Below are 24,129 nucleotides of genomic sequence, written 5' to 3'. Positions count from 1 at the left end.
TTCAATAAGCTGGATGTGCGTCCATGCAAGCCAATCCATGGTCAGTTGTTCGCGCTCTGCCTTGGTTAGTTCCTTGCCTTGGTCAAACTCCATGTGGCAAGGCACACACAGAGGAAACGTCGCGGCGTCTGAAGCCTTCAATCCCCTGCCCTTCCCATGCCTCAATAGGTTTGAGTGGGCAGCCTGAGAGCCACCCTCAATCCCGCAGGAGGCGCACGGCAGTTGCCTAATGGCCGCCAGTAGTTTTTGATTCCTGTAGATCACGCCCCGTACCTCATCCGCTCCGCTCTCTTGTTGGCCGACTTGGTCCGCCATATCTCCACCGCCCATTCCGCCGTCCGTAGCTCCCAGTGCAGCCGGGCCTCCTCTTCCGTCGCCTGCATCAGCCCCTTTAATAGCTCCAGGTATTCCGGGTGCCGCCTTGCCCATGCCTCCTGCCTGTTCGCCGCCGTCAGGTCAGGGTCCGCGCTCTCCGCTTCCCGCATGAGGATGGCGATCTTTGATTTGCGGAACTCCTCCAGGTAAACCCGGTTCGCTTTGGCTTTCGCAAACTCCGCCGCCTTGTTGCGGATGTTCTGCAGCTTCTGCTCCAAGGTTTCGTCGCTCATGCCGCCCGCCTCCGTATCATTGCCCTGGCCATCTCTGGCGTGATTACAGTCGGCGCCGCTTTGGGTTTCGTCTTCAACGCGAAGTAGGTCCGCACATGCGCCTCCACCATCGCCCGGAATTGAGTGGGAACAGCGGCCAGCGCTCTGGCTCGCGCTTCCCTGCCCTGCATTTGTAGAATCTCGGCGGCGTACTCCCTTGGGCGCTTAGTCATGTTTAACCGCCCTCCAGGCAACCGCCTTGCGTCCTGAAATCGAACACTCCATGATCCCGACGCGCTCCACTAAGCCAGCCTTTTCGGCATCCGGTAGACGGCGTGCGACCATGTAGCGATCAAGCTTTGCGGTCCTGGCCAACTCCGAACTGGTCCACCCTATGACCCAATCCGGCACAGGGCGCTTGGCTAATTCCAGCGCGACAAGCTGCGTCTGCGTCCAGCGGTTCGACTCATTGGCTGCCGCCGCCAGATGGCTGGTTATTGGGTCGGTTCTTCTTGCATGTGTTTGTGTCATTACTGCTTTTCCTTGGCCTAACTGCTGGCCGAAACTGATTTCAACAAGTCCGCCATGCGTCGGCGGGCTTCTTCCCGGGAGACAGGCTTAGACGCCTTCGCTGGTTGCTCTGGTAGCGCCTTTGGGATGTCCGCTTGGATGTCTTCCCCGTTCATAACGCGGCGACAAACGATGTCGTAATTGCGTGAGAACAGCGGCAGCATTTCCCTTTCGGTACGCACCCTAAGCTCGTAACTCCCCGTCGCTCTCGCTGCGATGCGGACCGCCAGATAGGCAAGGCTTTCCCCGCGCTCAAGCTGCTGAAGTCCATCGCAGGCCATTCGGTAGGCTGCTGGAGTGGGCAACAGTCCGAAGTCTTCGGGCTCTGGTTTGCACCAAGAAACGAACTGACCGATCGACGGAAAGAACGGGCAAGCCGTAGCCCGCGCCCGACGTATCCCGACGCGGATTTGGTCGGCGCTGGTAATCCGGTTTTCCACCATGGCTTTGGTCCAGGCGCGCTTGGCTTCAAGCAGGCTTTCCGTGTCGGGGAATGCCTGCCTCCAGGCGGGAAACGACGCCTGCAGAGCTTTGAAAATCGCGTTAACGTTCTCGCGGGCCTTGTCGTTGATCGAGGTATGGGCCGCCATGGCGACGGGCGCTTGTGGCTTGGCGATCTGCGCTTGAACGCTCAGGGATATTTCGTTGACTGATTTCATTACCATTCCCCCAGGTCATCGCCCCAGCTCGTATCATTCCAGTCCACCACGTTGGCGGTTTGGCGTGGACCTTTGGGCTCAAACACGCCCTGCCAGCCGTTGGCTATGGACTCATCGAGAATGCTTTGAACGTCGTGGCCCTGGGCTCTGAACGTCTCCAGCTTGCCGACCAGCTTGGACAGCGCGAGAGGCGTTAACGGCTTGCGGATCTCCCGGCGGTGGCGGATGAATTCCTCCATCGAGGCGACCGATAGCCATGCGGGCAAATTCGACAGATCCAGTGCGGCGGATTTCTTCTGCCGCGCGTTGTCTTTTGGGTTAGTGTTTTTTGGTTTATTGTCTTTCTTGTCTTTTGTGGTGGTTGATTTCAAACACCTGTAGTGGTTGTTTTCTACTACCTGAGTGGTTGATTTCGAACACTTAGGTGGTTGATTTCTACCACTTGGCTGGTGGTTGTTTTCAACCACTTTGGTAGTTGATTTCGAACACCTTGGCTTAATCAAAACCCACTCAGAAACCACCGGGTTTGGACCTATTTTCCGCCCCTCCTGAAGGATCAACTTACGCGCTTTTAACTCGCGTAAATCTGCGCATACGTTTCTGTAATCACTGTCATAACCAATCAGCTCGCATAGCTGCTCTACAGTCAGCCAGTCGTTCTTTTTATTGAATCCATAGGTCTTTCGCACGACCGCCAGAAACACCCGGTGCTGACGACTTGAGAGGTGGACAAGGCATAACGCCTCTAACAGTTCATTAGCAATCTTGGTGTACCCGTTTTCGATATCTGCTTTAACTGGTTGTTCCTGACGTGGTATGAACTCCACCACGTTGGAAGTTGAAATCGTCTGATAACTCATATAAATTCGCGCCTACCTGCTTACTTCGTATTAGCCGGAATAGAGCCCGCAACCCTGTCGCCAAACACTGATGCGGATTTCTTCTTAGCCAATACGGGAAACTTCCTTTCGAGCCAGTCCAGCACAGCTAACTGCGTGCCTACGGACTCTCTCAGTTCTAAATGTGCGTCGCATACCTGCGCCGGTGTCGGGCTTACCCCTAACTTGAGCAAGGCAATCTGCGCCTCTGAGTCTTCTTTAATCATTGACTCGACCACCCTGCTCACATCCAGGCGTGAACAGCTCCGATCCTGACTCAGACTTGATATGCACACGCCACAATCGCCAAACACTTCATTCAAATACGCCACCCGGATATCCGCTGGCATTGCTGCAACTATCGCCTGCTCTACCAGCCACAAACGGCCCATAGATTTTTTGGTCCCATTGTCCATGTAACCAAGCCAGCGAAAGATCTTCTGGCGGTTCGTGTTGGCGTCGGTGAATACGTCGCCGGTGTCCATGAAAAATATGTCCTCGGCCTGTAACTCTTTATCCAGTCCCAATGCCCGGAACTGCTCCACGATCTCTTGAGCGGCGGCGGTTTGGCTTACGTTCGCTTTCTCCAGCCATCGGTTGAGGTGTTTGGTCAGAATCACCAAGCGGTGTTTATTGGCGCTCATTACATAAGTCCCTGGCTTCGATAAGCTTTATTCGTCGCTGAAACAGACAGGGGCTTTTCGTCCTTCTCGTGATCACTGAGAAGCTCTTCTAAAGTCACAGCCCCTTTTGTGGCCTCTGATACAGCGCGGATGTATTTGGCAGGTGTTTGCTGCCGCCGTTTTGCCCAGTTCCATACGTAGGCCTGCTTAACCCCTATAGAACGAGCCAGAACGGCTTGGCCGCCGACGATGTCTATTGCCTTCAGTAATGCAGTCATTTCTCAATCTCCCTTTTATAACTTTAGTAATATTTTGATTATAACTAAGGTTTTTTGCAAAAAACAACTAAAGTAATGAAAATAACCTTTCGCATATAACTAACAACCCACATAGCACGCTGCCAGCTGCTCGGATTAAAAGAAGAGTTGAAAATGAGCATTGCAGACCGTACCAAAGAGCGCCGCGACGCCTTAGGCCTGACTCAGGAAGACCTGGCTAAAGCCGTCGGAATTTCCCAGACAGCTATTCATAAACTGGAAGAGGGACGAACTAAGAAGCCGAGACATATAATTGAATTGGCGCGCGCACTGCGCTGCCAACCCGAATGGCTACTTACTGGGAAGGATGAACCCACTAGGTCGCCAGCAGTAGAAGGCATTACCCTTGGGCCGCCAATCCAAGGCTTTTATCCACTTATAAGCTGGGAGCAAGCGGCAACCTGGGTTGAAGAAAAAGAGCACAATATTCAGGACGCAATGCATTACCCCTGCCCGATCAAATGCAGTGATCAAACTTTTGTTTTAGTCGTTCCAGGCATCAGCATGAGCCCCATACTTAATGAGGGTGAATATATTTTTATTGACCCGGACATCAAGCCCAAGCATGGCTCTAACGTGATTGTTCGGCTCAATGGCAGCAAACAAGCGACCATCAAACAGGTTGTTGTTGAAGCCGGCCAAGAATACCTGAAGCCTGCCAATCCACAGTGGCCGGAGCAAATTGTTCCGCTGGACGAGAACTGCACAGTCATAGGCGTAGTGATTTTCGCAGGGAGACCTTTCGGATAGCGCATAAGCTACCAATAGAACTACCGTACAACCCGCCCCTCCGGCGGGTTTTTTTATGCCTGCCAAAAAATTTTTCTCCCTCATAACAAAATTATTACTTTTGTTATTGACCATTTTATTACTTTAGTTATATTCTGTTTTCACTCCAGCAGCATAGCGAACCAGCAGGACTGAGAATGAACAGCACTCCAAAGCACACAGACACATCAAGAGAAATAGTTCTCGCCGTTACTCCACATCAAGGCCCAATCAGCAACCTATCCAGACTGGCCCAATACAAAAGCAAACGAGCCATCAAGGCCGTTAACCCTAACGCTAAGTTTCCAGTCGCCATCTACCAATAAGGACCACACATGAACGGAACTCTACTCACCCACATGACAGACAGAGAGCTTCTAAACGCCCTCATGATCAAGTGCGCGGTCGAGGCTGAAGCCATCCTCTACAGACTGGACGACTTACGAGATAAGAACAGCGACTTGGTATTTGATCTGGAATGCAGCCATGACGATCTGGTCGACGCCAACTCAGCCATTCAGGAGCGCGACCGCAAGATCGCCGAACTACAAAACATTATCGCCCAGCTTCAGAAGGACTTAGAGCAATGAAATACATGAACTACCTGGAAAGACAAGAGATCAAAGAGCGCATTCTGGAGAGCACGGCTAAGTCCATCGCAGAGGACTTGCTAGAAGGTCGCCGAGTCCATGTGAACGGCCAGAAGTGGGGCTTTCAGGACGTACTCGACGAGGTTAAACAAGGCGACGATATCGACTCCGTATTGTCCTTGATCTACCAGACCCGCGACGACAAACAAGGCCGCCGCGCCGCGGTTAACTCCTGCAAGCAGATGATCGACAGCGCCGCCTACAGCATTGGCAAATATCTGGCTGACGCCGCATACAAACAAGAGCAGGAAGACATAGCGATAGACCGCTACGAGGAGCACCAAGCGTATGCCCACCACTAACCTGCAACTATGGGAGTCAGTCCAAAAGACTGACCCCGCTTACACCAAGAAATACACCGGCGCCGGTGGCTTCACCGGGACCAGCATCAACCCAACCTATCTGCACCGCAAAGCCACAGAACAATTTGGACCGGTCGGAACGGGTTGGGGTTACACCGTACTGGAGGAAAGGTTCGACGAAGGAGCGCCTCTTAACCTGGGCGTAGAAGGTCAGCCGCTTGTGATGGGCAAGATCCACACTATCAAGCTGGCGGTCTGGTATGAAGTCGACGGTAAGCGCGGAGAGGTCATTCACTATGGACACACTCCCTACGTATTCCGCACCCGGCACGGCATCCAGACAGACCCGGAAGCGCCTAAAAAGTCGCTGACGGATGCGCTCTCTAAAGCGCTGTCTGTTTTGGGCTTCGGCGCCGACATTCATATGGGCCTGTATGACGACTTCAACTATGTCGAACAGGTCGCCCAAGAGGTCGAAATCGAAACCGCCGTTAACCAAGTGGAAGTCAAAGAGCGCCAGAAAGCCGAGGCGCAAGCCTGGCTGGATGAAAACATCCGACTGATGAATGAGTCCGTCAATCTGAACATGCTGGCGGGCGTGTTTAAGTCCGCCCTGCGGAAGCTGGAAGCCAAACGGGACACCGCCGGGATTAAGCGCCTAACACTGGCCAAGGACCGCAAGAAAGCGGAACTGGAAGGGCAAGAGGCCGCCTGATGACGGAGCTATACAAAATCACCGGCAAGCTGCTGGAGCTGCAAAACCTCGACGCTGGAGACGACGCAAACCTGAAACAGGCCGTTGTCGATACGTTGGACGCCATCGAGGGAGAGTTTCAGGACAAGGCCGTCTCGGTCGCGCACTTCATCCGCAATCTGGAGCCCGACATTAAAGCGGTAGATACGGAGATAAAGCGTCTACAGGCCCGCAAGAAAACCTTAGAAAACCGCCAGGAGCAAGTGACGGACTACCTGCGGGAAAACATGGAGCGCACAGGGATCAAGAATATCAGCTGCCCGCTGTTTTCCATCTCTTACGTTAAAGGCCGGGAGACCGCCATCATCGAGGAGGAAAGCGCCCTCCCCGATGAATACGTGGACGTGAAGACAGAGGTTAAGCCCAACAAGGCGAGCATTACAAAGGCGCTGAAAGCAGGCGTGGAGATACCCGGCACCAGACTGGAGCACACAAAAAGCTCGATTAGGATCAAGTAGGAGATTTTATGTTTATTAAGTTGTGCGCCCTCGGGCGAGACGCCAAACTGAGATACACGCCAAGCGGACAGGCAGTGGCTACGCTCGCCCTCGCCTACAACATTGGACACGGCGACAACAGGCGTACCCAGTGGATCGACGGCGCGCTATGGGGTGACCGGGCAATCTCGCTGGAGCCGCACCTGACCAAAGGCACAAAGCTGGTCGTGACGGCGGATGATTTGGAGCTGGAGCAGTTCACCAAGGGCGACGGCACACCCAGCGCCAAGATTCGCTGCCGGATAGTAAAGGTCGACTTTGCGAGCCCGAAACAGACGCCACAACCGCCCAACCAATACAAGCCCGCAACAATGGCGGCACCACAACCCAACCAAATGCAAACGCCAAACAACGGCCAAGCATATAACGACTTTGACGACGATATCCCCTGGTGAGAACTATGCAGGAACAAGCAAACGAATTAAGCGCAATCAACAAGCTGGCAGAGGCGATCATCGAAAAGCTTCAACCAAGAATCTCTACAGATATCGCCCTTTGGGACGTTTCCACGATTGCCGAATATCTGAAGTGCTCAGAAAGCCATACCATGCAGCGGGTCATATGCCAGCCGACCTTCCCTAAATCCATAAGGATTCCAACAGCAAACGGGAAGTCAGCACAAAGCCGCAGCCAGCCGCGCTGGAGAGCCAAAGAGGTAATAGAGTGGACACTCAGCCACCAAGATGGCCAAGCCAAGACAGGTCGGCCGCGAAAGCATTAAAACCAAGCATAAAAAAAGCCCTCATTAATGGAGGGCTTTGTATATTTCGGGCTCATGTATTATCTAGAGCCAACCTTTCATCCCAACTTCGCAGCCAATGCCTGAGGCGTTTCATTGTAATAAACAAGAAGCTGCTTTAAATCCTTATGCCCCACCATGCGCGCAAGCTCTAATACATCAAGCTTTTTAGCGAGGCGAGTAATTGCCTCGTGGCGGGTATCATGGAAAGTCAGATTCTCAACGCCCGCCCTATCCCTTCCTTTTCTGAAGATCGCATCCAACTGAACAGTTGTTATGTTGAACACAGACTCTCCATCAACAGGGAGAAAAGAAAGCAACTCACATGCACGTGACGAAAGAGGAACATTTCTAGACGTTCCGTTTTTAGTTTTAGGCAGATAAGCAACGTTGCCGTTTACGGCGTCCCAGGTTAAACCACAGATCTCACCTGCACGCATTCCTGACTCGATAGCAAATAAAAAGGCGATCGCCACCCGCTGGCTTTTAGTTTCAGGCGTAACGCCATCGACAAAGCCAAGCGACAGACAAACGCGCTCTATTTCATCGTCAGAAATTTTCCGGTCTCGCGGCGGAGGATTTTTAGGACGGGTGACATCTCGTGTCGGTGACTCAGTAAGCCAGCGCCATTCTCTACGCGCAATTTCAAACGCGTGAGACATCAGATTAAGTTCTCTATTAACCGAGCTGGGTGATACTTGCTTTAGTCGACGGTTTCGCCAGTCGGCGATATGGGACGCATTAAGATCCGCCAGCTTTATATCCGCTATTTGATCACGGCAGAAACTGGCAAGCCGCAGCAACTCCTTGTCCTGACCTCGTTTTGACGGGCTGACTTCTTGCCCGTATCTCTCAAAAACATCCCTGACAATATGAGTCAGACTCCTGCCGTCGAACTGAGACCGCAGTTCAATTTCTCGTCTGGCGGCCCATTCCTGAGCCTCGGCTTTTGTATCTTTAGTTGCAGAATCGCGTTGACCTTTTACATTGACCTCAACGCGCCAAGCGCTTCCGCGCTTTCGAAAAGTTGCCATTAAACTTCCTCGTACTCCCTTGGCGTAAATCTGGCGTAATTTTGGCGTAGTGCTACGACAAAAAGTGGTTGTAAGGGGGGTATTTAGTAAATCTCCGGAAACGCCAAAAACCGCCGAAAAGCCGCGAGTTTAAAGGGTTTGGGAGGATTTAGTATTATGTGTATAATTAGGGATTGGTGCCTGGGGCCGGAATCGAACCGGCACGGTATCAAATACCGAGGGATTTTAAGTCCCTTGCGTCTACCAATTTCGCCACCCAGGCGAGGGAGGCTTTTGCCGGAGAAAACATGGAGGCGCGGGTCGGAATCGAACCGGCGTACACGGAGTTGCAGTCCGCTGCATGACCACTCTGCCACCGCGCCTATAATCAAGACTTCTAGAGCTAAAAACCCCGAGCTTGTCGGGGTTTCGGAAATCTTGGAGCGGGAAACGAGACTCGAACTCGCGACCCCAACCTTGGCAAGGTTGTGCTCTACCAACTGAGCTATTCCCGCATATCACTCTTAAGCAGGAGTTTTTCGCCTCTCTCTGCTGGAGTGGCGCTTAGTTTACGTTTTTAGCCGAACCTGTCAAGCCGAACCTGCAATGTATTTAAAGAAAAATAAGAAAAAGTGAATTTATGGATATTTCCTGTCCAGATAGTCCATTTTTTGCGCCAGTTCACAGTATCTACGGGTAATTCATCGCTCCTCGTTAATCTAAAAACCAACCTGCGCCTCTCCATCATTCAGACCGAAAAGTCATTCTATTTTCTGTTTCATGTCGCAACGCCTACAGCAAAAGCAACAATCGTCCGATGGGACTAGTCCATAAAATTCTTGTTTTTCAATGCTTTACATTTAGACCCTATCTTTTCCGGCCATCTTACCCAAGAATTCGCGCTCAAAATTTATACATGTCCGAAAAGGTATCAAAGCATGATCGAGAATGGTGATTTGATACTCCACTATCTGGAACGATTGGGAGTGAAGTACGTATTCGGTGTGCCAGGAGGCAGTATTGAACCACTTTACAACGCCCTCGCCCGTAGCGAGCGTCGGGGCGGACCAAAGGCGGTGTTGGCGAGGCACGAATCCGGAGCGGCCTTCATGGCGGACGGATATGCGAGAGCGACAGGCAAACTGGGGGTGTGCATTTCCACTTCCGGTCCGGGGGCCACCAACCTGCTGACTGGCGCGGCCAACGCCTATGCCGACGGCATCCCCATGCTGGTGATAACCGCGCAGCCTTCTATTGAGCGTTTCGGTTTGGGCGCGTTTCAGGAAGGCTCTTGTACAGGCATCAACACCGTCAGCATCTTCGACAGTTGCACCCGCTTCAACACACTGGTGTCGCACTCCGCCCAGTTGGAGCACAAGCTGCTGATGGCGATCGGCTACGCGCTCAGCAACCAGCCAGGCCCGGTGCATTTGAGCGTCCCCCTGGACATCATGCGCGCCAAATCTCCCGATCCGGCGGGTATTTTCAATATGCGCGCCTTTATCAATCATGAAGTTGTGCCCAGCGCCGAGTCAGTGCATCGATTACTGAAAGAACTCGCCTATGTGCAGAAAGCCACGCTGGTGATTGGCGAAGGTTGCGCAGGGGCGATGGAGCCGCTGCTCGCTCTGGCGGAGTCACGCAACTGGTTGATCGTCACCACGCCTATGGGCAAAGGTTTAGTTTCGGAATATCACCCTTTATATAGAGGCGTATTCGGCCTCGGCGGACATGAAAGCGCCCGCGACGCCTTACATCCCGACAATGCAGAGCGCGTCATCGTCATTGGCTCCGCGCTGGATGAAGTCACGACCGGTGGCTGGGACCCCAACGCGATTTTCTCCAACCGCCTGATACATCTGTCCGGCAACCCAGATCATCTGAGCCGGTCGGTGATGTCGAGACTGTCGATACTGGGTTCGCCACGCTTACTGTTAGAGCCCTTCGCCAAATACCTGAAACATGCGGCGCCGCGTAAACAGAAGTATTCTCCGGGGGCTGACGGATTTCCTCAACACGTCATCTATGCAGACAAGGAAGCCTGCCTCGACGTGGAAGCGCCAGTCAAACCGCAAGCGCTGTACTGGGCGCTGAGTCAGGCCTGCCCGCGCAACACGCCGGTATTGATGGACACGGGCAATAGTTTCCTGTGGGGCGTGCACTATTGGCGCACCAATCCGCCCTTGTCAGATTCAACTAAACTGTTCCACATAGGCATGGGATTCGCGACCATGGGCTGGGCTATCGGAGCCGCAGTCGGCATGGCGCTCGCCAAACCGGATACGCCTGTCATTTGTTTCACCGGTGACGGCAGCATGCTGATGAGCGGTCAGGAGATCACCGTCGCGCGGGAGCTGGATTTGAACATTCTGTTCATCGTTCTGAACGACAGTCACCTGGGTATGATTAAACACGGCCAACGCCTGGGTCGCGCGGAGGATATCGCCAATCGTCTGCCGCAAGTGGATTTCGCCGCCATGGCCAAAGCGGCGGGCCTGCCGTCGCAACGCATTACCCGGCTTAAAGAGCTGGATGAAATCGGCGTCGACAGCCTTTTCTCCAAACCCGGCCCATTCGTTCTGGATGTGGTCGTCGACAGCGAACAAGTTCCCCCCATGCGCCAACGCACCAAAGTTCTGACAGGAGGCAATCATGAGCAGCAAATACGGATACCGGACGAAAGTCTGGTCTGAAGAACCTGAAGCCGACAATCCCTTCGCCGCGCACTCCGCCCTTTGCTACGGCTACGATGTCTACGGCGACATCCTGACCAAGGCGAGCTGGTTCGAGTACCTGTATCTGCTGTTCAGGGGGGAGAAGCCCAACGCGGATCAGGCGCAGCTGTTGGAAAAACTGGCTATCGCCCTCGCCAACCCAGGTCCCCGCGAGGCCAGCGTGCGCGCGGCGATGAACGGCGGCGTTGGCGGCTGTCCGCACGCCGCTTCGCTGATGGCGTCTCTGGCCGTCGGCGCAGGCCAGTATGGCGGCGGGCATGAAGTCTACATTTTGATGCAGCTTTGGCGGGAATGCGGAACCGACGTAGAACAATGGCGAGCCCGCCTACCCTCCCCGGTCAGCGATACGCGGGAGGATATCTGGCGCCCCATGGAGCACGCTCCCGGTTTCGACCCCAACGGCGAGAGCTGTCCCAAGCCGGTGCGTCAAGTGCTGGAAGCGCTGGCGGAAATTCCTTGCGCTATTACCGTGCGCTGGCTGGCGCAACATCGCCAGGAACTGGAAGCCATCGCGGACGCGCCACTGGCACTGTCCGGCGTGGCCGCCGCAGCGCTGCATGACTTGGCGATGAACGAGCACGCCGCAGTCATGTTGTACTTGATGCTGCGTTTACCCGGCGCCGCCGCACACGCCATAGAACAACGAGATCTGGGCTGGAAAATGTTTCCGTTCTACGGTGACCACATCAAGCTGACGGATGACCCCGGTCCCTTCGAATTACCCAATGCAGAGGAGCTTGGGCTATGAGCAACAAACATCTGCGCCAACAGGAAACCGCCCACGAAACCGCGATGGGCAAAGCGTTTTTGTGCGAACGCGTGGTGTTTCGCGGTAAAGATCTGCATCAGGAGTTAAGTGAGCGCGACTGGTTTTCACTTTACCTCTACTCCATCACCGGCAAGTTCTACACCCCGGAACAGATGCGCATGCTGAATTACATCTGGGTATGCACCAGCTACCCGGACCCGAGCATCTGGCCAAACCATGTCGCGGAACTGGCTGGCAACGTACGCAGTACGCCGTCGCTATCTTTGATGAGCGGACTGTCCATTTCCGAGGCTTCTATTTACGGCAGAAGACCGGACCGCCGCGCCATCGACTTTCTGCAGCGCACTCGCAAAGCATTGGACGCCGGGGAGGAACTGCCGGACCTAATCAACGCGGCGTTGAAAAAATACCGCGTCATCTACGGCTACGGCCGCCCCTTGGCGCGCCTGGATGAACGCGTGTTGCATCTAGTCAAAAAAGCCCGCGACCTGGGCTTCGCCGATGGCGCTCACTTCACTCTGGCGCTGGAGATCTACCACTATCTCAAAAAGAACAAACGCCTGACGATCAACGTCGCCGCCCTGGCTGCGGCCATCGGCGCGGATTTCGGCATGTCGCCGGAAGAGTATCAGCTTTACCTGACGCCCTGTTTTATCGCCGGCATGGTCCCCTGCTATCTCGATGGCGCGGCCAAACCCGAGGGCAGCGTTTTCCCCATGCGCTGTGAATCAATTCAGTATTCCGGGCCGGAGAGGCGTAGTTGGTGAGGCCAATCACCATTGGACGCACACAGACTCATTTATACATTTAGGAGGTTTATCTCATGAAGCTGGATGGAAAAGTGGTGATGGTCACGGGCGCTAGTTCCGGCATTGGTAGAAGCACAGCGATCAAGCTGGCGGACTACGGCGCCAAAGTAGCGGTTATCGCACGCAGATCGAAAGAGTCCGAAGATACGGTGCGCCATATTACTGAAGCCGGTGGACAGGCCATCAGCATCCCTGCAGACGTTTCTTCGGAAAGTGATATCAAAAACGCGCTTGCTCAAATTATTGAGACGTTCGGTAAGTTAGACGGCGCGTTTAACAATGCGGGAGCGGCGGAGCCGGTCGGACCGTTGACGGAGTTATCCGAACAGGAATGGGACCGAGTCTTCAACATCAATACCAAAGGCGCCTGGTTATGCATGAAGCATCAGATCCCAGCCCTGTTAAGCAATAAGTCCGGGGCGATTGTAAATATGTCGTCCATTTATGGCCTGGTAGGCACGGGCATGGGATTGGCGGCGTATGTCGCTTCCAAGCACGCCATTATTGGCCTCACCAAAGCGGCGTCCCTGGAATACGCTGCGCGCAATATTCGCATCAATGCGATATGTCCCGGTTGGATTCCCACTCCCGGCAACGAGCAGGCTTTAAGCAATCCTGAAGTTATGGCTTTCGCTCAATCTCTGCACCCGCAGGGACGTCTAGGGACGCAACAGGAAGTCGCGGAAGCGGTATGTTGGATGCTGTCGGATTCCGCGTCTTATTTAAACGGACAGACAATTTCTATTGATGGCGGCTATACCGCCCAATAAGCCCTTCGTTCCTAAAACCTATAGGAGACCTCTCCATACAGGCTGCGCCCCGCCAGGGGCAGGTCTCCTGGGATCGCCACCATTGGCCGGGATGTGCTGGGCGCGTAGGCTTCGCGATCAAACACATTGCGGACGGAAAACGCAATCTCCAGCCGATCCTCCAGTGTTTTGCGTCTCACAGTGAAGTCCACCGTGGCGTAATCAGAGACAGGATCTCTATCATCTCCATCCGCCCTCTTTTGCTCACCAATCCAGTTAATCTGAGTGGATACGCTGGTGTTGGGGACAATATTGTAATCAATACGCCCATAGGCCTGGTAGTTAGGCGCGTCACCCACGTCTTTGCCTGACTCTTCATCCGTCGCACGCTGGTAGGCGTAGTTCGCCGTCATTTTCAGCTCGTCGGAAACGGCGTAACTCACCTCAAACTCCCAACCTCGTCCCTTGCGGTTGCCCGCGTTAGCCGCTTTGCTGTCCTCAAAGACGATGAAATCATCGATTTTGTAGTAGAACAGATTTCCGCTGTATTGCAGCTTGGCGGTGGGCTGGTAGCTGACGGCGAACTCATAACTGTCGATGGTTTCCGGGTCCAGATCGGGATTGCCCAGCGAGACAGGATTGGCGATGGCGTAGAGTTCAACAAAGGATGGCGCACGGAATGCGCGCCCATACAGCAATTTGGTGGTCAGCGTGTCCGTGGTCGCCCAGACCAAAGCAATCCTGGGGTTGATCGTTTCGCCAAAGTCCGAGTAATGGTCATACCTCAGGCCGGAGGTCAGTTGCCAGTTTTGAGTGAATTGCCATTCGTCCTGCAGGAATATGAAATAGCTGGTTCTGTCTTTCTCAGGCAGCCAGACCTCATCGCTATCGGAAAAGTCTTCAAATCCTCCCGGGTTGGGAACCAGACCGCTGAGGAAGTTTTTCTTTTCCGTCGTTTCGTAGAGATCGCCCCAGAAATAACCTACGCCTGTGCGGATGCGATGGTCTTTCCAGCCTCTGAAAATGGAGGACAACTGAATTCTTGCATGCTGTTCTTTATAACCTGGCTCCGCCAATACCCTATCCGGAAAGGCGCCGCCGAAAGTGGAAGGGAAAATCACAGAGGTTTCGGTGGGCTTCTGTCTGCCGAAAAAATAGGTCAGTTGAGTGGATATCTCCCAGTCTTCAAACCAGTCCTGATTGGTGTGCAAAAACTCCAAGGTCAGACGATCGCTGGCGTATTCCCCTTCAGGGTCCAGCGCCTGCGCGACCCCGGCCCCCGTCTCAACGCCGTAACGTCCCTGGTAACCCGCTCTAACCGTTACGTCCTTGTAGGACATGTCCATATGCACTTCCGCCTGCCGACGTCCCAGGTTCACCTCCCCGGGAGCCAGAGAGTCGTCTGGCGCAAGCAGCGCCATGAAATCCTCTTTGATTTCTTCTTTCTGCCCTCTTGTATCCATGTACTCCAGGGTAACGCCCAACTGAAGGTCGCCAATGCGTCCGCCATGCAACAGCCATGCGGAATAGGTATCGAAACTGCCTGCGCGGGTTCCCGCCAGCGTTCCTTCCATTTCACTGGCGGTTTTGGTAATGACGTTAATGACTCCGGCAAACGCGTCCGCGCCATACAAGGCGGAGCCTGGTCCTCGGATCACCTCGATGCGGCTGATGGATTTGACCGGCATGCCGCCCCATATGGTGTAGCGATTGCCGAAAGCCAGCGTGGTGAGCGGGGAGCCGTTGATCAGCAATAGCGCTTGCGGGTTGTAATCCGACCCTGATATTCCTCGAAATGTATAAAGTGGGAAATAGGCCTGAAAAGACCTACCGACATGCAAACCCGGCACCGTCTCCAGCACTTCGTCAATATCGGTCGCCCCCATGGCCGCAATGTCTTCCGCGGTAATGACCGTGGTGACGGCTGCGGCTTTGTCCAGTGGGGTGATGGTGCCCGAGGCGATGCTGGTGACGCGGATTTGTCCCAGTTCTTCGGGGGATAGCGCCCAGAGGCTGTCTTCAAAGAGATTATCGTCAGCGGCGTACCCTGCCGAAGCGGCAAGAGCCAGACTTAACGCGCAAACCTTTCTAGTTGTAATCATATGAGTCGTATCGCGTTTGATTGCTGCGGACAGGATGACGCGTCGAACATAAGATACAGCCAGCCGCGCACGTCTTAGCTAAGCATAGCAGCAGGATTTGATCTGTGCGAAAAGAGGGCGGAAGAAATTTTATTAATTACAACGGCTTGGGCTTACTGATAGCGAAGCCCTGCGCATAATCCACGCCTATTTCGATCAGTTTTTCCTTAATCTGCTCGTTTTCCACAAACTCGGCGATGGTCGTTAGTCCCGCCGCATGTCCAATACGGTTGCAGGCTTCGACGATCCCCACGTCAATCGGATCGGACAGCATGTTGCGCACAAAGCTGCCGTCAATCTTCAGATAATCCACCGGGATGGTTTTTAAGTAAGAGAAGGAGCTCATGCCGCAACCGAAGTCATCCAACGCGAACTTGAACCCCTCTTCCCTGATCTCACGGATAAACTCCACGGTTTCCGCCAAATGGGCGATGGCGGCGGTTTCCGTTATCTCAAAACAGATGCGCTCAGGGCGGATTTTGTATTTTCTGAGATTCTTGCGAATATCCTCGAACACCTTGTCGTCGCTTAACGAAGTGCCTGACAGGTTGATGAAGTAGGCGCCGTCGTCCGCCATCCCTTTGCCGCTTTCGGCGAGATATTGGAATACCAGCTCGATAACTCTGCGATCGATCAGGGGCATCAAACTGTAGCGTTCGGCGGCGGGAATAAATGCGCCAGGGGGGATTACTTCGTCGCCTTCCCGCAAACGCAGCAGGAACTCGGTATGCAATCCTGCGCCGTGGTCCGGGCCAATACGCTCCATAGGTTGCTGGTGCAGGAAAAACCGGTTTTCCTCCAATGCGATGCGGATGCGGCTGATCCACTGCATCTCAGTACGACGACGCTTCATTTCCACGTCGTCGCTTTGATAGACCTGAATCGTGTTGCGGCCTTTGTCTTTGGCGGCGTAACACGCGATATCAGCGTGACTGAGAATCTCCGCGCCAGACCCGTACTCACTGGTGACCGCGACAACGCCGATACTCAAACTGATGGTGAACGGTTTCTGTTGCCAGACGAAGCGGAAATTTCTCACCTCGCTGTTCAGCTCTTGCGCCAGTTGAATGGCGCGACGTTCCGCACAGCTCTCCAAAAGTATTCCGAATTCGTCGCCGCCCAAACGGGCCAGCGTATCGCTTTCGCGAATATGTTTGGACAGCAGTATGGCCAGTTGCTTGAGCAATTCGTCGCCAGCAACATGTCCGCAGGTATCGTTGATGATCTTGAACTGATCCAGATCCAGATACAGCAGCATGTGGGTCAGACCACGCTCCTTGCTGCTGTTGAGGGCGCTTTTCAGGCGACGTTCGAATTCACGACGATTCACCAGATCGGTCAGGCTGTCGTGGTACGCCATATGATGCAGCGTGCGCTCGGCGCGTTTGCGGGCGTCGCGAACTGTGGCTTCTTTCAGCTCACGCTGAATAGCTGGCAGCAGGCGCGCCAGATTATCCTTCATGATGTAATCATGAGCCCCGGCTTTCATCGCCCGCACGGCGACGTCTTCGCCAATGGTGCCGGAAACGATGATTACCGGCACATCCAACTCCGCCTCACGCACGACCGCCAGGGCTTCTTCGGAGGAAAACCCAGGCATATTGTGGTCGGTGATAATGATGTCCCACTGTTGAGCGCCGAGCATCTTGCGCATGTCGTGCTCATTGTCCACGCGGGTATAGTTGGGCAGCATGCCGCCTTTGCGCAATTCCCTGATCAACAGGATGGCGTCGTCTTCCGAGTCGTCCACCACCAGAAGGCGCAAACCCTGTCGCATAGTCGCTCCGGTCACTGAAGCTTGCATAACGGAGGCCGATTGATGTCCAACCAGTATTCTCCCATCAGGTTCATCTGACGGGAAAACTCAGTAAAATTAACAGGCTTGTTGATATAGCTGTTCGCGCCCAGGCGATAGGCTTCCTTGATGTCGCTGGATTCATCTGACGAGGTCAGAATCACGACTGGCAACAAACAGGTCCTTTGGTCGTTCCGAATATTTCTCAGCACATCCAATCCATTCAGCTTGGGTAACTTCATGTCGAGAAAAATCACTACAGGCTGCTCAGCGACGTTGCGTCCCTGATAGTCGCCTTCACCAAACACAAAATCCAGGGCCTGCTGGCCATCCCGCGCCACCACCACCTGTGTTTTCGGGTTAGCTTTCTTTAATGCTCTTAACGCCAACGCCTCATCATCAGGGTTATCCTCAACCAGTAATATCATGCACTGTTGCATCAGCGATTCTCTCAGTCCACTAACCAAGTCTAGGCCTATTATTTTAATTTATACAAATTTACACGCTGACTATTCAGCGCGCCCCAGTCTCGTGTGCGTCCACCGCCGCATCGTTTAATGTAAAGTAGAAGGCGCAGCCCTCTCCAGGCTGCGATTCCGCCCATATCCGACCGCGATGACGGCTGATCACCCGGGACACTGTCGCCAACCCGATGCCGCTGCCCTCAAACTCTGCGGGAGAGTGCAAACGGTTGAAGGCGACGAACAACTTGTCCGCATATTTCATATCAAACCCTGCGCCGTTGTCTTTCACATAAAATATCCGCTCGCCGTCTTTGTCAATGGCGCCGAATTCAATTCTCGCAAGGGAGAGTTTTGAGGAGTATTTCCAGGCGTTGCCAATAAGATTGGAAAGCGCCACGCCAAGCAGATTTTCATCCCCCTGGGTCATTAAGTCCGGCTGAATGACCACCTCTACATGCCGCTCCGGCTGATCCGCCTGCAAAGCTTCAACGATGGTCGCCGCCAGGTTGCTGAGATTCACGTCTTTGCTTTCCACTTTATAGCGGGTCACTCTCGACAAAGTGAGCATACTGTCGATCAGACGCCCCATGCGCTGACTGGCGGCGCGCACACGGTTGAGGTAATCCATGGCGACTTCGTCAAGCTGGTCAGAGCAGTCTTCCAAGAGCGCGTCGCTGAAACCATCAATGGCGCGCAGGGGCTGGCGAAGGTCATGGGAAACCGAGTAGCTGAACGCCTCCAGCTCCTTGTTGGCGGAACGCAACTCCACGGTTCTCTGCGCCACGATTTTCTCCAGATTCTCGTAATTATGCAGAATCTGCGCATTCTGCTCTTCAATGGTGTCCAACATGGAATTAAAAGCCACCACCAACTGCCCGATCTCGTCTTCACTCTCCTGTTCCGCCCGCAGACTGTAGTCCTTCACTCTGGCGATGCGGGTGGCGGTTTCCGTCAAATGCACCAGCGGCGTGGAAATGATGCGCTGCAACATGCTGGACACCAGTAATAACGCCATCACCACCAGTGCGGATACGATCGCGGTGGTGGCGATATAGTTTTGCAAGTGCCCTATTAATTCCTGCAAGGAAGAGCGGATATACAGTTTGCCGATGCTTTCGCCATCCAGCTCAATAGCCTGAGTCAGATGAAAATAACTGTTGGTGAACTCCCCTTCATTGGCGGCGGGCGCCAGGGGGCATTGCAGGTCCTGCCGGCGGGAGAAGCTGCTCAATGGCTGCCCCATGGCGTCGTAGATACAGGACAGTTCGATAGACTGACGTAATTTCAGGCTGTTGACGTTATCCTGCAGTTGCGCCGTATCGCTGAACACCAGGGCGGCGTTGCTGCGGTCCGCCAGAATTTTTCCAATGACGTTCATTTCCTGTTTCAGCTGGTCTTTGTAAGTAAGGTTCTCGTACCAGATGAAACTCAGGCTGACCACCACAATGCCGATCACGCTGGTGAACAACGTCATCATGATCAGCTTGTGTTTTATCGGCATCTGAGACCATTTCATGTTCTGCTGTACCTACCTACTTCTTGATCACGTCCAGGGCCAGTTCGAGCAGCTTGGAGCTGATATCGAGACCGGCCTCGCGGGCGCTGGATAAATTTATTTCAAACCGGATCACATTGCCGACAGTCACAAACCCGATCATGCCGCCGGAGTTGGCGAAATCTTTCATATCGCTCACGGTCAAAACATTCCGTCCCACCTGGGAGAGAATCGCCGGTAACTGACGCTTCTCCTCCCGACTGATGAACAGCACCTCGCAGACGGCAGCGTCCGCAGGCTTGGCGGGGTACAACAAATTGATGGGTTTTCCGTGTGCGGTAAGAGTCTTAAGCGGATGGAGAATTTCCTTGAAAGGGTCCTCTCCATAGACACAAATATCGATGGCGGAAGCCGTCGCCTCGGTATCAGTCCAAGTGACGAACTTGATGAAGTTATAAAGGTACGCGGCTTTGATTTCGTATTCGGAACGGGCGTACGCCTGCTCCCACGTCCCCAGGACAGCGGTCAGGATCAGAAACAGTCTGCAGAAGCGTTTCCCTAAACCCGAAAGCATAAACGATTGCTATATTTTTCTTTGTTATTCGCTGTCTGTGCGGTGAATCAAATCCAGCGGCCGAGACGCCATTCCTGATTTTCAGAGTCGGCCGCAGCGTTTCGGAAATACGCAGTAAAACTCAACCTTAGTGGCTGAGTTTAGCTCAAATTATTGAAATAAAAATAAAAACTGTAAAAAGAATGCAGAATCGCCGCCACTCGGCGGCGATTGCAAACACCTTAGCGGATGAAGAGGAAAACCATCGACAAAGCTACATTCTGTCCATGACAAAGGTTTGTATGCAGGCGCGCTGGTTCTGGAGTTCAGGATATCCAGGAATGGCGATGTCATAGGTCTGCACGCCGCCATCCACCATCGCCAGTTTGATCCAGCGCCGGTCCCGCGCGATTAACCCTTCGAATCGCAACGGCCCGCCACTGGCGCTAAAGCCCGGAACGCTCTCCTGGCAGTTGGGAAACTCCACTGAAAGCCGGTGGTTTTCCAGTAATTGATAATGACCTCCCGGGCAGCTTCCAGCGATGCGTGCGGTGACAGGGGCGTCGCCGACCGCGGTTTTATCCAGTCCGATCAGGGAGCCAGTGACATTCAAGTCCACCGTTCCAGCTGGAGAAAACGTCATCACGCCATAACCCGCCACAGAAACCGCCTCGCCCTCTACCAGCAGGCTGTGGGGCGGTTCTGGATCGAACCCTGTCGCAGGCGGCGGCTGCAATGGCGTCTGCACACACGAGAACTGGCCGACAAAGCCATATTCACCCCGCAACGCCTTGCCGCCCGGGGTGGCCAAAGCGAGCGCCGGATCGCTTGCTCCCTCCTGCGCCATAGACGCACTGGATAAACACAACACCACCGCGCCCAGCAGACGCGCTCCCGATTTTAGATAACACTGATTCATAGACATAAACTCCCTATTGTTTCCTTGTCGCCACATCGTCCGCCTACCGCCCACTTCAGGAGAACGCTTTCACCTAACCGTCTTTGTCGATTATTTAATGTTCGAATGACAATTTCCATCAGCGGCCCGCCTGCATGGGCCCTAACCGGCTTTTTTTACGGAATTTTTACGGTCTGGTAATCCGCGCCTTGATAAACTTTAATACTTGGTTTCCAAGCTATTTCAGACAGTTTCGCCGCAGCGTGATCAACAGACGAGCCACTCTCTACCTACTAACCTTCCCGGTCGCATTGATGGGAGGCGTGCAATTGATTTTCGGCGCGCTGTCCGTGGCGTTGTTTCGCGACAACGTGCAGCAGGCCTTTATGGCTCCCGCCTTAGCGATGCTGGCGGCGTCCTACTTATTCTGGTCCCGCTATCGCAAATCCGATCTCACCAAAATTGGCTATCGCGATTCATTGCTGTTCGCCAGTCTCACCTGGATGTGCAGCGGCGTCTTGGGAGCGATCCCCATTATTCTGGTTACAGGCGTCAGCTTCACCGATGGCGTGTTTGAATCCATCAGCGCCCTGACCACAACCGGCGCCACCGTTCTGAGCGGACTGGACGAATTACCCAAAACCTTCCTGCTGTATCGACAGTTCCTGCAATGGCTGGGAGGCTTAGGAGTGGTGATATTCGTGGTGGCGGTATTGCCCATGTTGAACGTGGGCGGCATGAAACTGTTGAAGGCGGAAACGCCCGGACCGGTCAAAGACGATAAGCTATCGCCGCGTGTCGCCAATACGGCGCACTATCTCTGGATTGTTTATATCGCCATCACCGTGCTGTGCGCCCTCGCCTATTTCGTCGCCGGCATGAGCTTTTACGACGCGGTCGCGCACAGCTTCACTACCGTTTCCACAGGTGGATTCTCCACTCACGACGCCAGTATGGGGTACTTCCAAAGCCATCTGATTCTAGCGGTTTCTGATGTGTTCATGCTGCTTGGCGCTATCAGCTTCGCCTTGCACTTCAAGGTGTTCCGCGCCCGCAATCCCTTTGTGTACCTCAAAGACGAAGAAACCCGCACGTTCCTGCTGATTGTGGCGGGTTTGTCATTGCTTTTGTGCATCATGCTGTTGAAAGCGCAGAAGTACCACGACCCTTTCACCGCGCTCAGCGACTCCGCTTTCCATCTGGTTTCCTTCATCACCAGCACCGGATTTGGCGCCGCCAGCTTCACAGACTGGCCGGAAGCCACCGCCATGCTGCTGGTCTTCGCTGGCTATCTGGGAGGCTGCGCAGGCTCCACCGCCGGCGGCAACAAGATCATTCGCAACATCATTTCCATCAAATCCATCAGTCTTGAGTTCAAGCGGATCGTGCATCCTCGCGGCGTATTCGTCATGAAATATCAGGGACGCTCCGTCGGCTCTGACGTCACCAGCGCGACGGCCGCCTTCATGAGCTTCGCCGCCGGCAGCACACTGATACTGACTTTAGCGCTGATGGCGACAGGATTGGAGTTCTGGTCTTCTTTCACCGCCGTAGCGGCCTGCCTCAACGTGCTGGGTCCGGCGTTTGCGGAACTGGGCAGCAACTTCGCCCCGGTCAGCGACACAGGCACCTGGGTGCTGTCCTTCGGCATGATCCTGGGGCGTCTGGAATACTTCACGCTTCTGGCCATCTTCCTGCCCCATTTCTGGCGCAGATAGCGGATAGCGGATAGCGGATAGCGGATAGCGGATAGCGGATAGCGGATAGCGTAAAAAAGCCTACTCCGCTTCACCCTCCTCCGGATCTCCATCAAGATCCGAGTCCGGGAGTGGGTCTACCGGCAAGACAATGCGGATATCCGCGCCACGCCCTTCTTTACCATCCAACGCCTCCACCGAGCCGCCATGGGCGCCGATCATGCCGTGACAAATGGCCAGCCCCAGCCCGGTACTGGGCTTGCGGTCGCCTTTGGTGACGGAATAGAACATATTGAACACCTGCTCCCGCTCTTCCGCCGGAATCCCCGGCCCCTGATCGACCACATCAATGATCAGGCTCGTATCCTCCACTCTGGCCAGAATGTCGATGCGGCCGCCTTCCGGCGAAAACTTGGCGGCGTTCTCCAGAATATTGATCAGCGCCTGCTCCAACAGGGCGGCATGCACGTACAGCAGCGGAATGTCCGCAGCCAGCTCAATATTGACCTTTAAAGGCTTAAGTTCATTCACCAGTCTTTTCACCGCGGCGCCGACTATATCGTGCAGAGAAGTCCAGTCCCGGTGCAGCTTCAAAGCGCCGTATCCCAGACGGGTCATATCCAGCAGATTCTGGATATAGCGGTCCAAACGCTCCGCTTCCTGCAAGGTGGTTTCCATCAGCTCTCTGCGGTCCTCGTCGGACAGGCGGTCGTGATATTGCAACAGACTGCCCGCCGCGCCGATCATCGCCGCCAAGGGCGTTTTCAAGTCATGGGAAACAGATGAAAGCAACGCCGCCCGCAGACGCTCAGTCTCAGCCTGAAAGCGCACTTCCTCCAGTTCCTCGTTGAGTTTGGTCCTGAGCAGAGACAACTTCAGCTGCTGCGTCAGATTGCTGATGCGGCTGTGGGTTTCCCAGTCCAAAGCTTTGTATGCCCCATCTGGGACGCCCAGCAGACAAAGCACTCCCATTTCCGAACGCACCGGCAGCCACTTGTATTGGGATGGCTGCTCAGGAGAAGTCAGCGCGCCCGTGGAATCCAGACCTGACTGCTCCCATATGCGTCTGGCGAGTTCCAACTCAGGCGGGGGCAAAGAAAATGGTTCTCCACGCGCATCCACCGCGCCGCCAGGCTCACCTTGTCCCTTTTCAAACGCCAGCACTGGCGCGCCGACAAGCTTGGCCATTTCTTTGAGCGCCACCTGCATGATGGAGGCCCGATCCGGGGCCAGACTCAGCTTGCTGCTCAGGGACAGCAGATCCTCTACCTCCCGCTTGCTCTCGCGAATCGCAGAAACCTGCTCTTTCAGACGCACAGCAAGATTGCCGCTGATGGTAGATAAGAGCAGGAAGAAGATAATCGTTAACAGGTCCTCTAAATGCGTGACCTTCAGGGTGTAATGAGGATGGGTAAAGAAGTAGTTATAAGCGAAAAAGCCCAGCAGCGAGCTCCATAAGGCGGGCCAGACACTGGTTTTAAGGCCGGCGACGAGCACCCCAAGAAACAGCACCAGCAATACGCTGGGGTGCGCCAGCACTTGAGTGATCACCAGTGACGCCAGCATGGCGCCCAGCATAATCAGGGTCGCCAGCCAGAAGTCCTTCGGTTTGAAATGAGCGTTAATATCCTTCAGCACGCATTGATTCCTTAGCATTCATAAACGCC

The 24,129-nt window shown here is 54.3% G+C and carries 27 protein-coding genes and 3 tRNA genes; 12 read left to right on the top strand and 18 right to left on the bottom strand.

What is annotated here, in order from left to right:
* Positions 1-260: 260 nt before the first annotated feature.
* The 7 genes from ACQYWX_RS12160 to ACQYWX_RS12130 are packed head-to-tail and all read right to left on the bottom strand — an operon-like array spanning position 261 to position 3,595.
* Positions 261-608, bottom strand: a complete 348-nt coding sequence (locus ACQYWX_RS12160; protein WP_216740476.1) for a hypothetical protein — start codon at positions 606-608, stop codon at positions 261-263.
* Positions 605-820, bottom strand: coding sequence for a hypothetical protein (locus tag ACQYWX_RS12155; RefSeq protein WP_431688940.1), 216 nt, complete (start codon positions 818-820; stop codon positions 605-607). The genes ACQYWX_RS12160 and ACQYWX_RS12155 overlap by 4 nt, the downstream gene beginning before the upstream one ends.
* A complete protein-coding gene (locus tag ACQYWX_RS12150) occupies positions 813-1,118 on the bottom strand; it encodes a hypothetical protein (protein WP_431688939.1) in 306 nt (101 codons plus the stop codon). The genes ACQYWX_RS12155 and ACQYWX_RS12150 overlap by 8 nt, the downstream gene beginning before the upstream one ends.
* Before the next feature lie 17 nt (positions 1,119-1,135).
* Positions 1,136-1,816 (bottom strand): replication protein P, encoded by a 681-nt coding sequence (locus ACQYWX_RS12145; protein ID WP_431688938.1) that lies wholly within the window; start codon positions 1,814-1,816, stop codon positions 1,136-1,138.
* Positions 1,816-2,676, bottom strand: coding sequence for a replication protein (locus tag ACQYWX_RS12140; protein WP_431688937.1), 861 nt, complete (start codon positions 2,674-2,676; stop codon positions 1,816-1,818). The genes ACQYWX_RS12145 and ACQYWX_RS12140 overlap by 1 nt, the downstream gene beginning before the upstream one ends.
* A 20-nt stretch (positions 2,677-2,696) precedes the next feature.
* Entirely contained in the window at positions 2,697-3,338 is a 642-nt protein-coding gene (locus ACQYWX_RS12135; RefSeq protein WP_431688936.1) for a hypothetical protein, read from the bottom strand.
* Positions 3,338-3,595 (bottom strand): YdaS family helix-turn-helix protein, encoded by a 258-nt coding sequence (locus ACQYWX_RS12130; protein ID WP_431688935.1) that lies wholly within the window; start codon positions 3,593-3,595, stop codon positions 3,338-3,340. The genes ACQYWX_RS12135 and ACQYWX_RS12130 overlap by 1 nt, the downstream gene beginning before the upstream one ends.
* A gap of 153 nt (positions 3,596-3,748) precedes the next feature.
* Between ACQYWX_RS12130 and ACQYWX_RS12125 the strand changes: the two genes are divergently transcribed.
* The 7 genes from ACQYWX_RS12125 (at position 3,749) to ACQYWX_RS12095 (ending at position 7,326) form a co-directional block, all read left to right on the top strand.
* On the top strand, positions 3,749-4,384 hold the full coding sequence (locus tag ACQYWX_RS12125) for a LexA family protein (RefSeq protein WP_431688934.1): 636 nt from the start codon (positions 3,749-3,751) through the stop codon (positions 4,382-4,384).
* A gap of 353 nt (positions 4,385-4,737) precedes the next feature.
* A complete protein-coding gene (locus tag ACQYWX_RS12120; RefSeq protein ID WP_305904264.1) occupies positions 4,738-4,992 on the top strand; it encodes a hypothetical protein in 255 nt (84 codons plus the stop codon).
* Positions 4,989-5,354: a hypothetical protein gene (locus ACQYWX_RS12115; protein ID WP_431688933.1), complete on the top strand. Its 366-nt coding sequence runs from the start codon at positions 4,989-4,991 to the stop codon at positions 5,352-5,354. The genes ACQYWX_RS12120 and ACQYWX_RS12115 overlap by 4 nt, the downstream gene beginning before the upstream one ends.
* Positions 5,341-6,069, top strand: a complete 729-nt coding sequence (locus ACQYWX_RS12110; protein WP_431688932.1) for a hypothetical protein — start codon at positions 5,341-5,343, stop codon at positions 6,067-6,069. The genes ACQYWX_RS12115 and ACQYWX_RS12110 overlap by 14 nt, the downstream gene beginning before the upstream one ends.
* Positions 6,069-6,566 carry a siphovirus Gp157 family protein gene (locus ACQYWX_RS12105; RefSeq protein ID WP_431688931.1) on the top strand — a complete coding sequence of 166 codons (498 nt, stop codon included), beginning with the start codon at positions 6,069-6,071 and terminating at the stop codon, positions 6,564-6,566. The genes ACQYWX_RS12110 and ACQYWX_RS12105 overlap by 1 nt, the downstream gene beginning before the upstream one ends.
* An 8-nt stretch (positions 6,567-6,574) precedes the next feature.
* Positions 6,575-7,000 carry a single-stranded DNA-binding protein gene (locus ACQYWX_RS12100; RefSeq protein WP_431688930.1) on the top strand — a complete coding sequence of 142 codons (426 nt, stop codon included), beginning with the start codon at positions 6,575-6,577 and terminating at the stop codon, positions 6,998-7,000.
* Between the two features lie 5 nt (positions 7,001-7,005).
* Positions 7,006-7,326 carry a helix-turn-helix transcriptional regulator gene (locus ACQYWX_RS12095; protein ID WP_431688929.1) on the top strand — a complete coding sequence of 107 codons (321 nt, stop codon included), beginning with the start codon at positions 7,006-7,008 and terminating at the stop codon, positions 7,324-7,326.
* Between the two features lie 77 nt (positions 7,327-7,403).
* Here the strand turns inward: ACQYWX_RS12095 and ACQYWX_RS12090 are convergent, their stop codons facing one another.
* From ACQYWX_RS12090 to ACQYWX_RS12075, 4 genes are all read right to left on the bottom strand, one after another.
* Positions 7,404-8,378, bottom strand: a complete 975-nt coding sequence (locus ACQYWX_RS12090) for a tyrosine-type recombinase/integrase (RefSeq protein ID WP_431688928.1) — start codon at positions 8,376-8,378, stop codon at positions 7,404-7,406.
* A gap of 174 nt (positions 8,379-8,552) precedes the next feature.
* Positions 8,553-8,640, bottom strand: a tRNA-Leu gene (locus tag ACQYWX_RS12085).
* 26 nt (positions 8,641-8,666) lie between these two features.
* Positions 8,667-8,740 (bottom strand) — tRNA-Cys (locus tag ACQYWX_RS12080).
* A 56-nt stretch (positions 8,741-8,796) separates the two neighbouring features.
* Positions 8,797-8,872: transfer RNA gene (locus ACQYWX_RS12075), tRNA-Gly, on the bottom strand.
* A gap of 423 nt (positions 8,873-9,295) precedes the next feature.
* On the opposite strand from ACQYWX_RS12075, the gene ACQYWX_RS12070 reads away from it, so the two are divergent.
* The 4 genes from ACQYWX_RS12070 to ACQYWX_RS12055 are packed head-to-tail and all read left to right on the top strand — an operon-like array spanning position 9,296 to position 13,440.
* On the top strand, positions 9,296-11,050 hold the full coding sequence (locus ACQYWX_RS12070) for a thiamine pyrophosphate-binding protein (RefSeq protein ID WP_431688927.1): 1,755 nt from the start codon (positions 9,296-9,298) through the stop codon (positions 11,048-11,050).
* Positions 11,010-11,840 (top strand): citryl-CoA lyase, encoded by an 831-nt coding sequence (locus tag ACQYWX_RS12065; protein WP_279508043.1) that lies wholly within the window; start codon positions 11,010-11,012, stop codon positions 11,838-11,840. The genes ACQYWX_RS12070 and ACQYWX_RS12065 overlap by 41 nt, the downstream gene beginning before the upstream one ends.
* On the top strand, positions 11,837-12,628 hold the full coding sequence (locus ACQYWX_RS12060) for a citrate/2-methylcitrate synthase (protein ID WP_431688926.1): 792 nt from the start codon (positions 11,837-11,839) through the stop codon (positions 12,626-12,628). The genes ACQYWX_RS12065 and ACQYWX_RS12060 overlap by 4 nt, the downstream gene beginning before the upstream one ends.
* A 56-nt stretch (positions 12,629-12,684) precedes the next feature.
* Positions 12,685-13,440 (top strand): SDR family oxidoreductase, encoded by a 756-nt coding sequence (locus tag ACQYWX_RS12055; RefSeq protein ID WP_431688925.1) that lies wholly within the window; start codon positions 12,685-12,687, stop codon positions 13,438-13,440.
* Positions 13,441-13,451: 11 nt separating this feature from the next.
* Here ACQYWX_RS12055 and ACQYWX_RS12050 read toward each other — a convergent pair whose 3' ends face one another.
* The 6 genes from ACQYWX_RS12050 to ACQYWX_RS12025 form a co-directional block, all read right to left on the bottom strand.
* A complete protein-coding gene (locus ACQYWX_RS12050) occupies positions 13,452-15,521 on the bottom strand; it encodes a TonB-dependent receptor plug domain-containing protein (protein WP_431688924.1) in 2,070 nt (689 codons plus the stop codon).
* A gap of 136 nt (positions 15,522-15,657) precedes the next feature.
* Positions 15,658-17,337, bottom strand: coding sequence for a putative bifunctional diguanylate cyclase/phosphodiesterase (locus ACQYWX_RS12045; protein WP_216735904.1), 1,680 nt, complete (start codon positions 17,335-17,337; stop codon positions 15,658-15,660).
* A gap of 11 nt (positions 17,338-17,348) precedes the next feature.
* The gene (locus ACQYWX_RS12040; protein WP_127969907.1) at positions 17,349-17,783 is read right to left on the bottom strand and encodes a response regulator; all 435 of its coding nucleotides are present in this window, start codon (positions 17,781-17,783) and stop codon (positions 17,349-17,351) included.
* An 85-nt stretch (positions 17,784-17,868) separates the two neighbouring features.
* On the bottom strand, positions 17,869-19,335 hold the full coding sequence (locus ACQYWX_RS12035; RefSeq protein WP_431688923.1) for an ATP-binding protein: 1,467 nt from the start codon (positions 19,333-19,335) through the stop codon (positions 17,869-17,871).
* A gap of 16 nt (positions 19,336-19,351) precedes the next feature.
* Positions 19,352-19,888, bottom strand: coding sequence for a YfiR family protein (locus tag ACQYWX_RS12030; protein WP_216735902.1), 537 nt, complete (start codon positions 19,886-19,888; stop codon positions 19,352-19,354).
* 253 nt (positions 19,889-20,141) lie between these two features.
* A complete protein-coding gene (locus ACQYWX_RS12025) occupies positions 20,142-20,786 on the bottom strand; it encodes a hypothetical protein (RefSeq protein ID WP_431688922.1) in 645 nt (214 codons plus the stop codon).
* Between the two features lie 242 nt (positions 20,787-21,028).
* On the opposite strand from ACQYWX_RS12025, the gene ACQYWX_RS12020 reads away from it, so the two are divergent.
* Positions 21,029-22,483 (top strand): TrkH family potassium uptake protein, encoded by a 1,455-nt coding sequence (locus ACQYWX_RS12020; protein ID WP_431688921.1) that lies wholly within the window; start codon positions 21,029-21,031, stop codon positions 22,481-22,483.
* Between the two features lie 60 nt (positions 22,484-22,543).
* On the opposite strand, the gene ACQYWX_RS12015 is transcribed toward ACQYWX_RS12020, so the two are convergent.
* Positions 22,544-24,100, bottom strand: a complete 1,557-nt coding sequence (locus ACQYWX_RS12015; RefSeq protein WP_431688920.1) for a sensor histidine kinase — start codon at positions 24,098-24,100, stop codon at positions 22,544-22,546.
* Positions 24,101-24,129 lie beyond the last annotated feature (29 nt).

Source organism: Hahella sp. NBU794, assembly GCF_050749805.1.
Classification (GTDB): domain Bacteria; phylum Pseudomonadota; class Gammaproteobacteria; order Pseudomonadales; family Oleiphilaceae; genus Hahella.
This window is presented reverse-complemented; position numbering and strand designations above follow the sequence as displayed.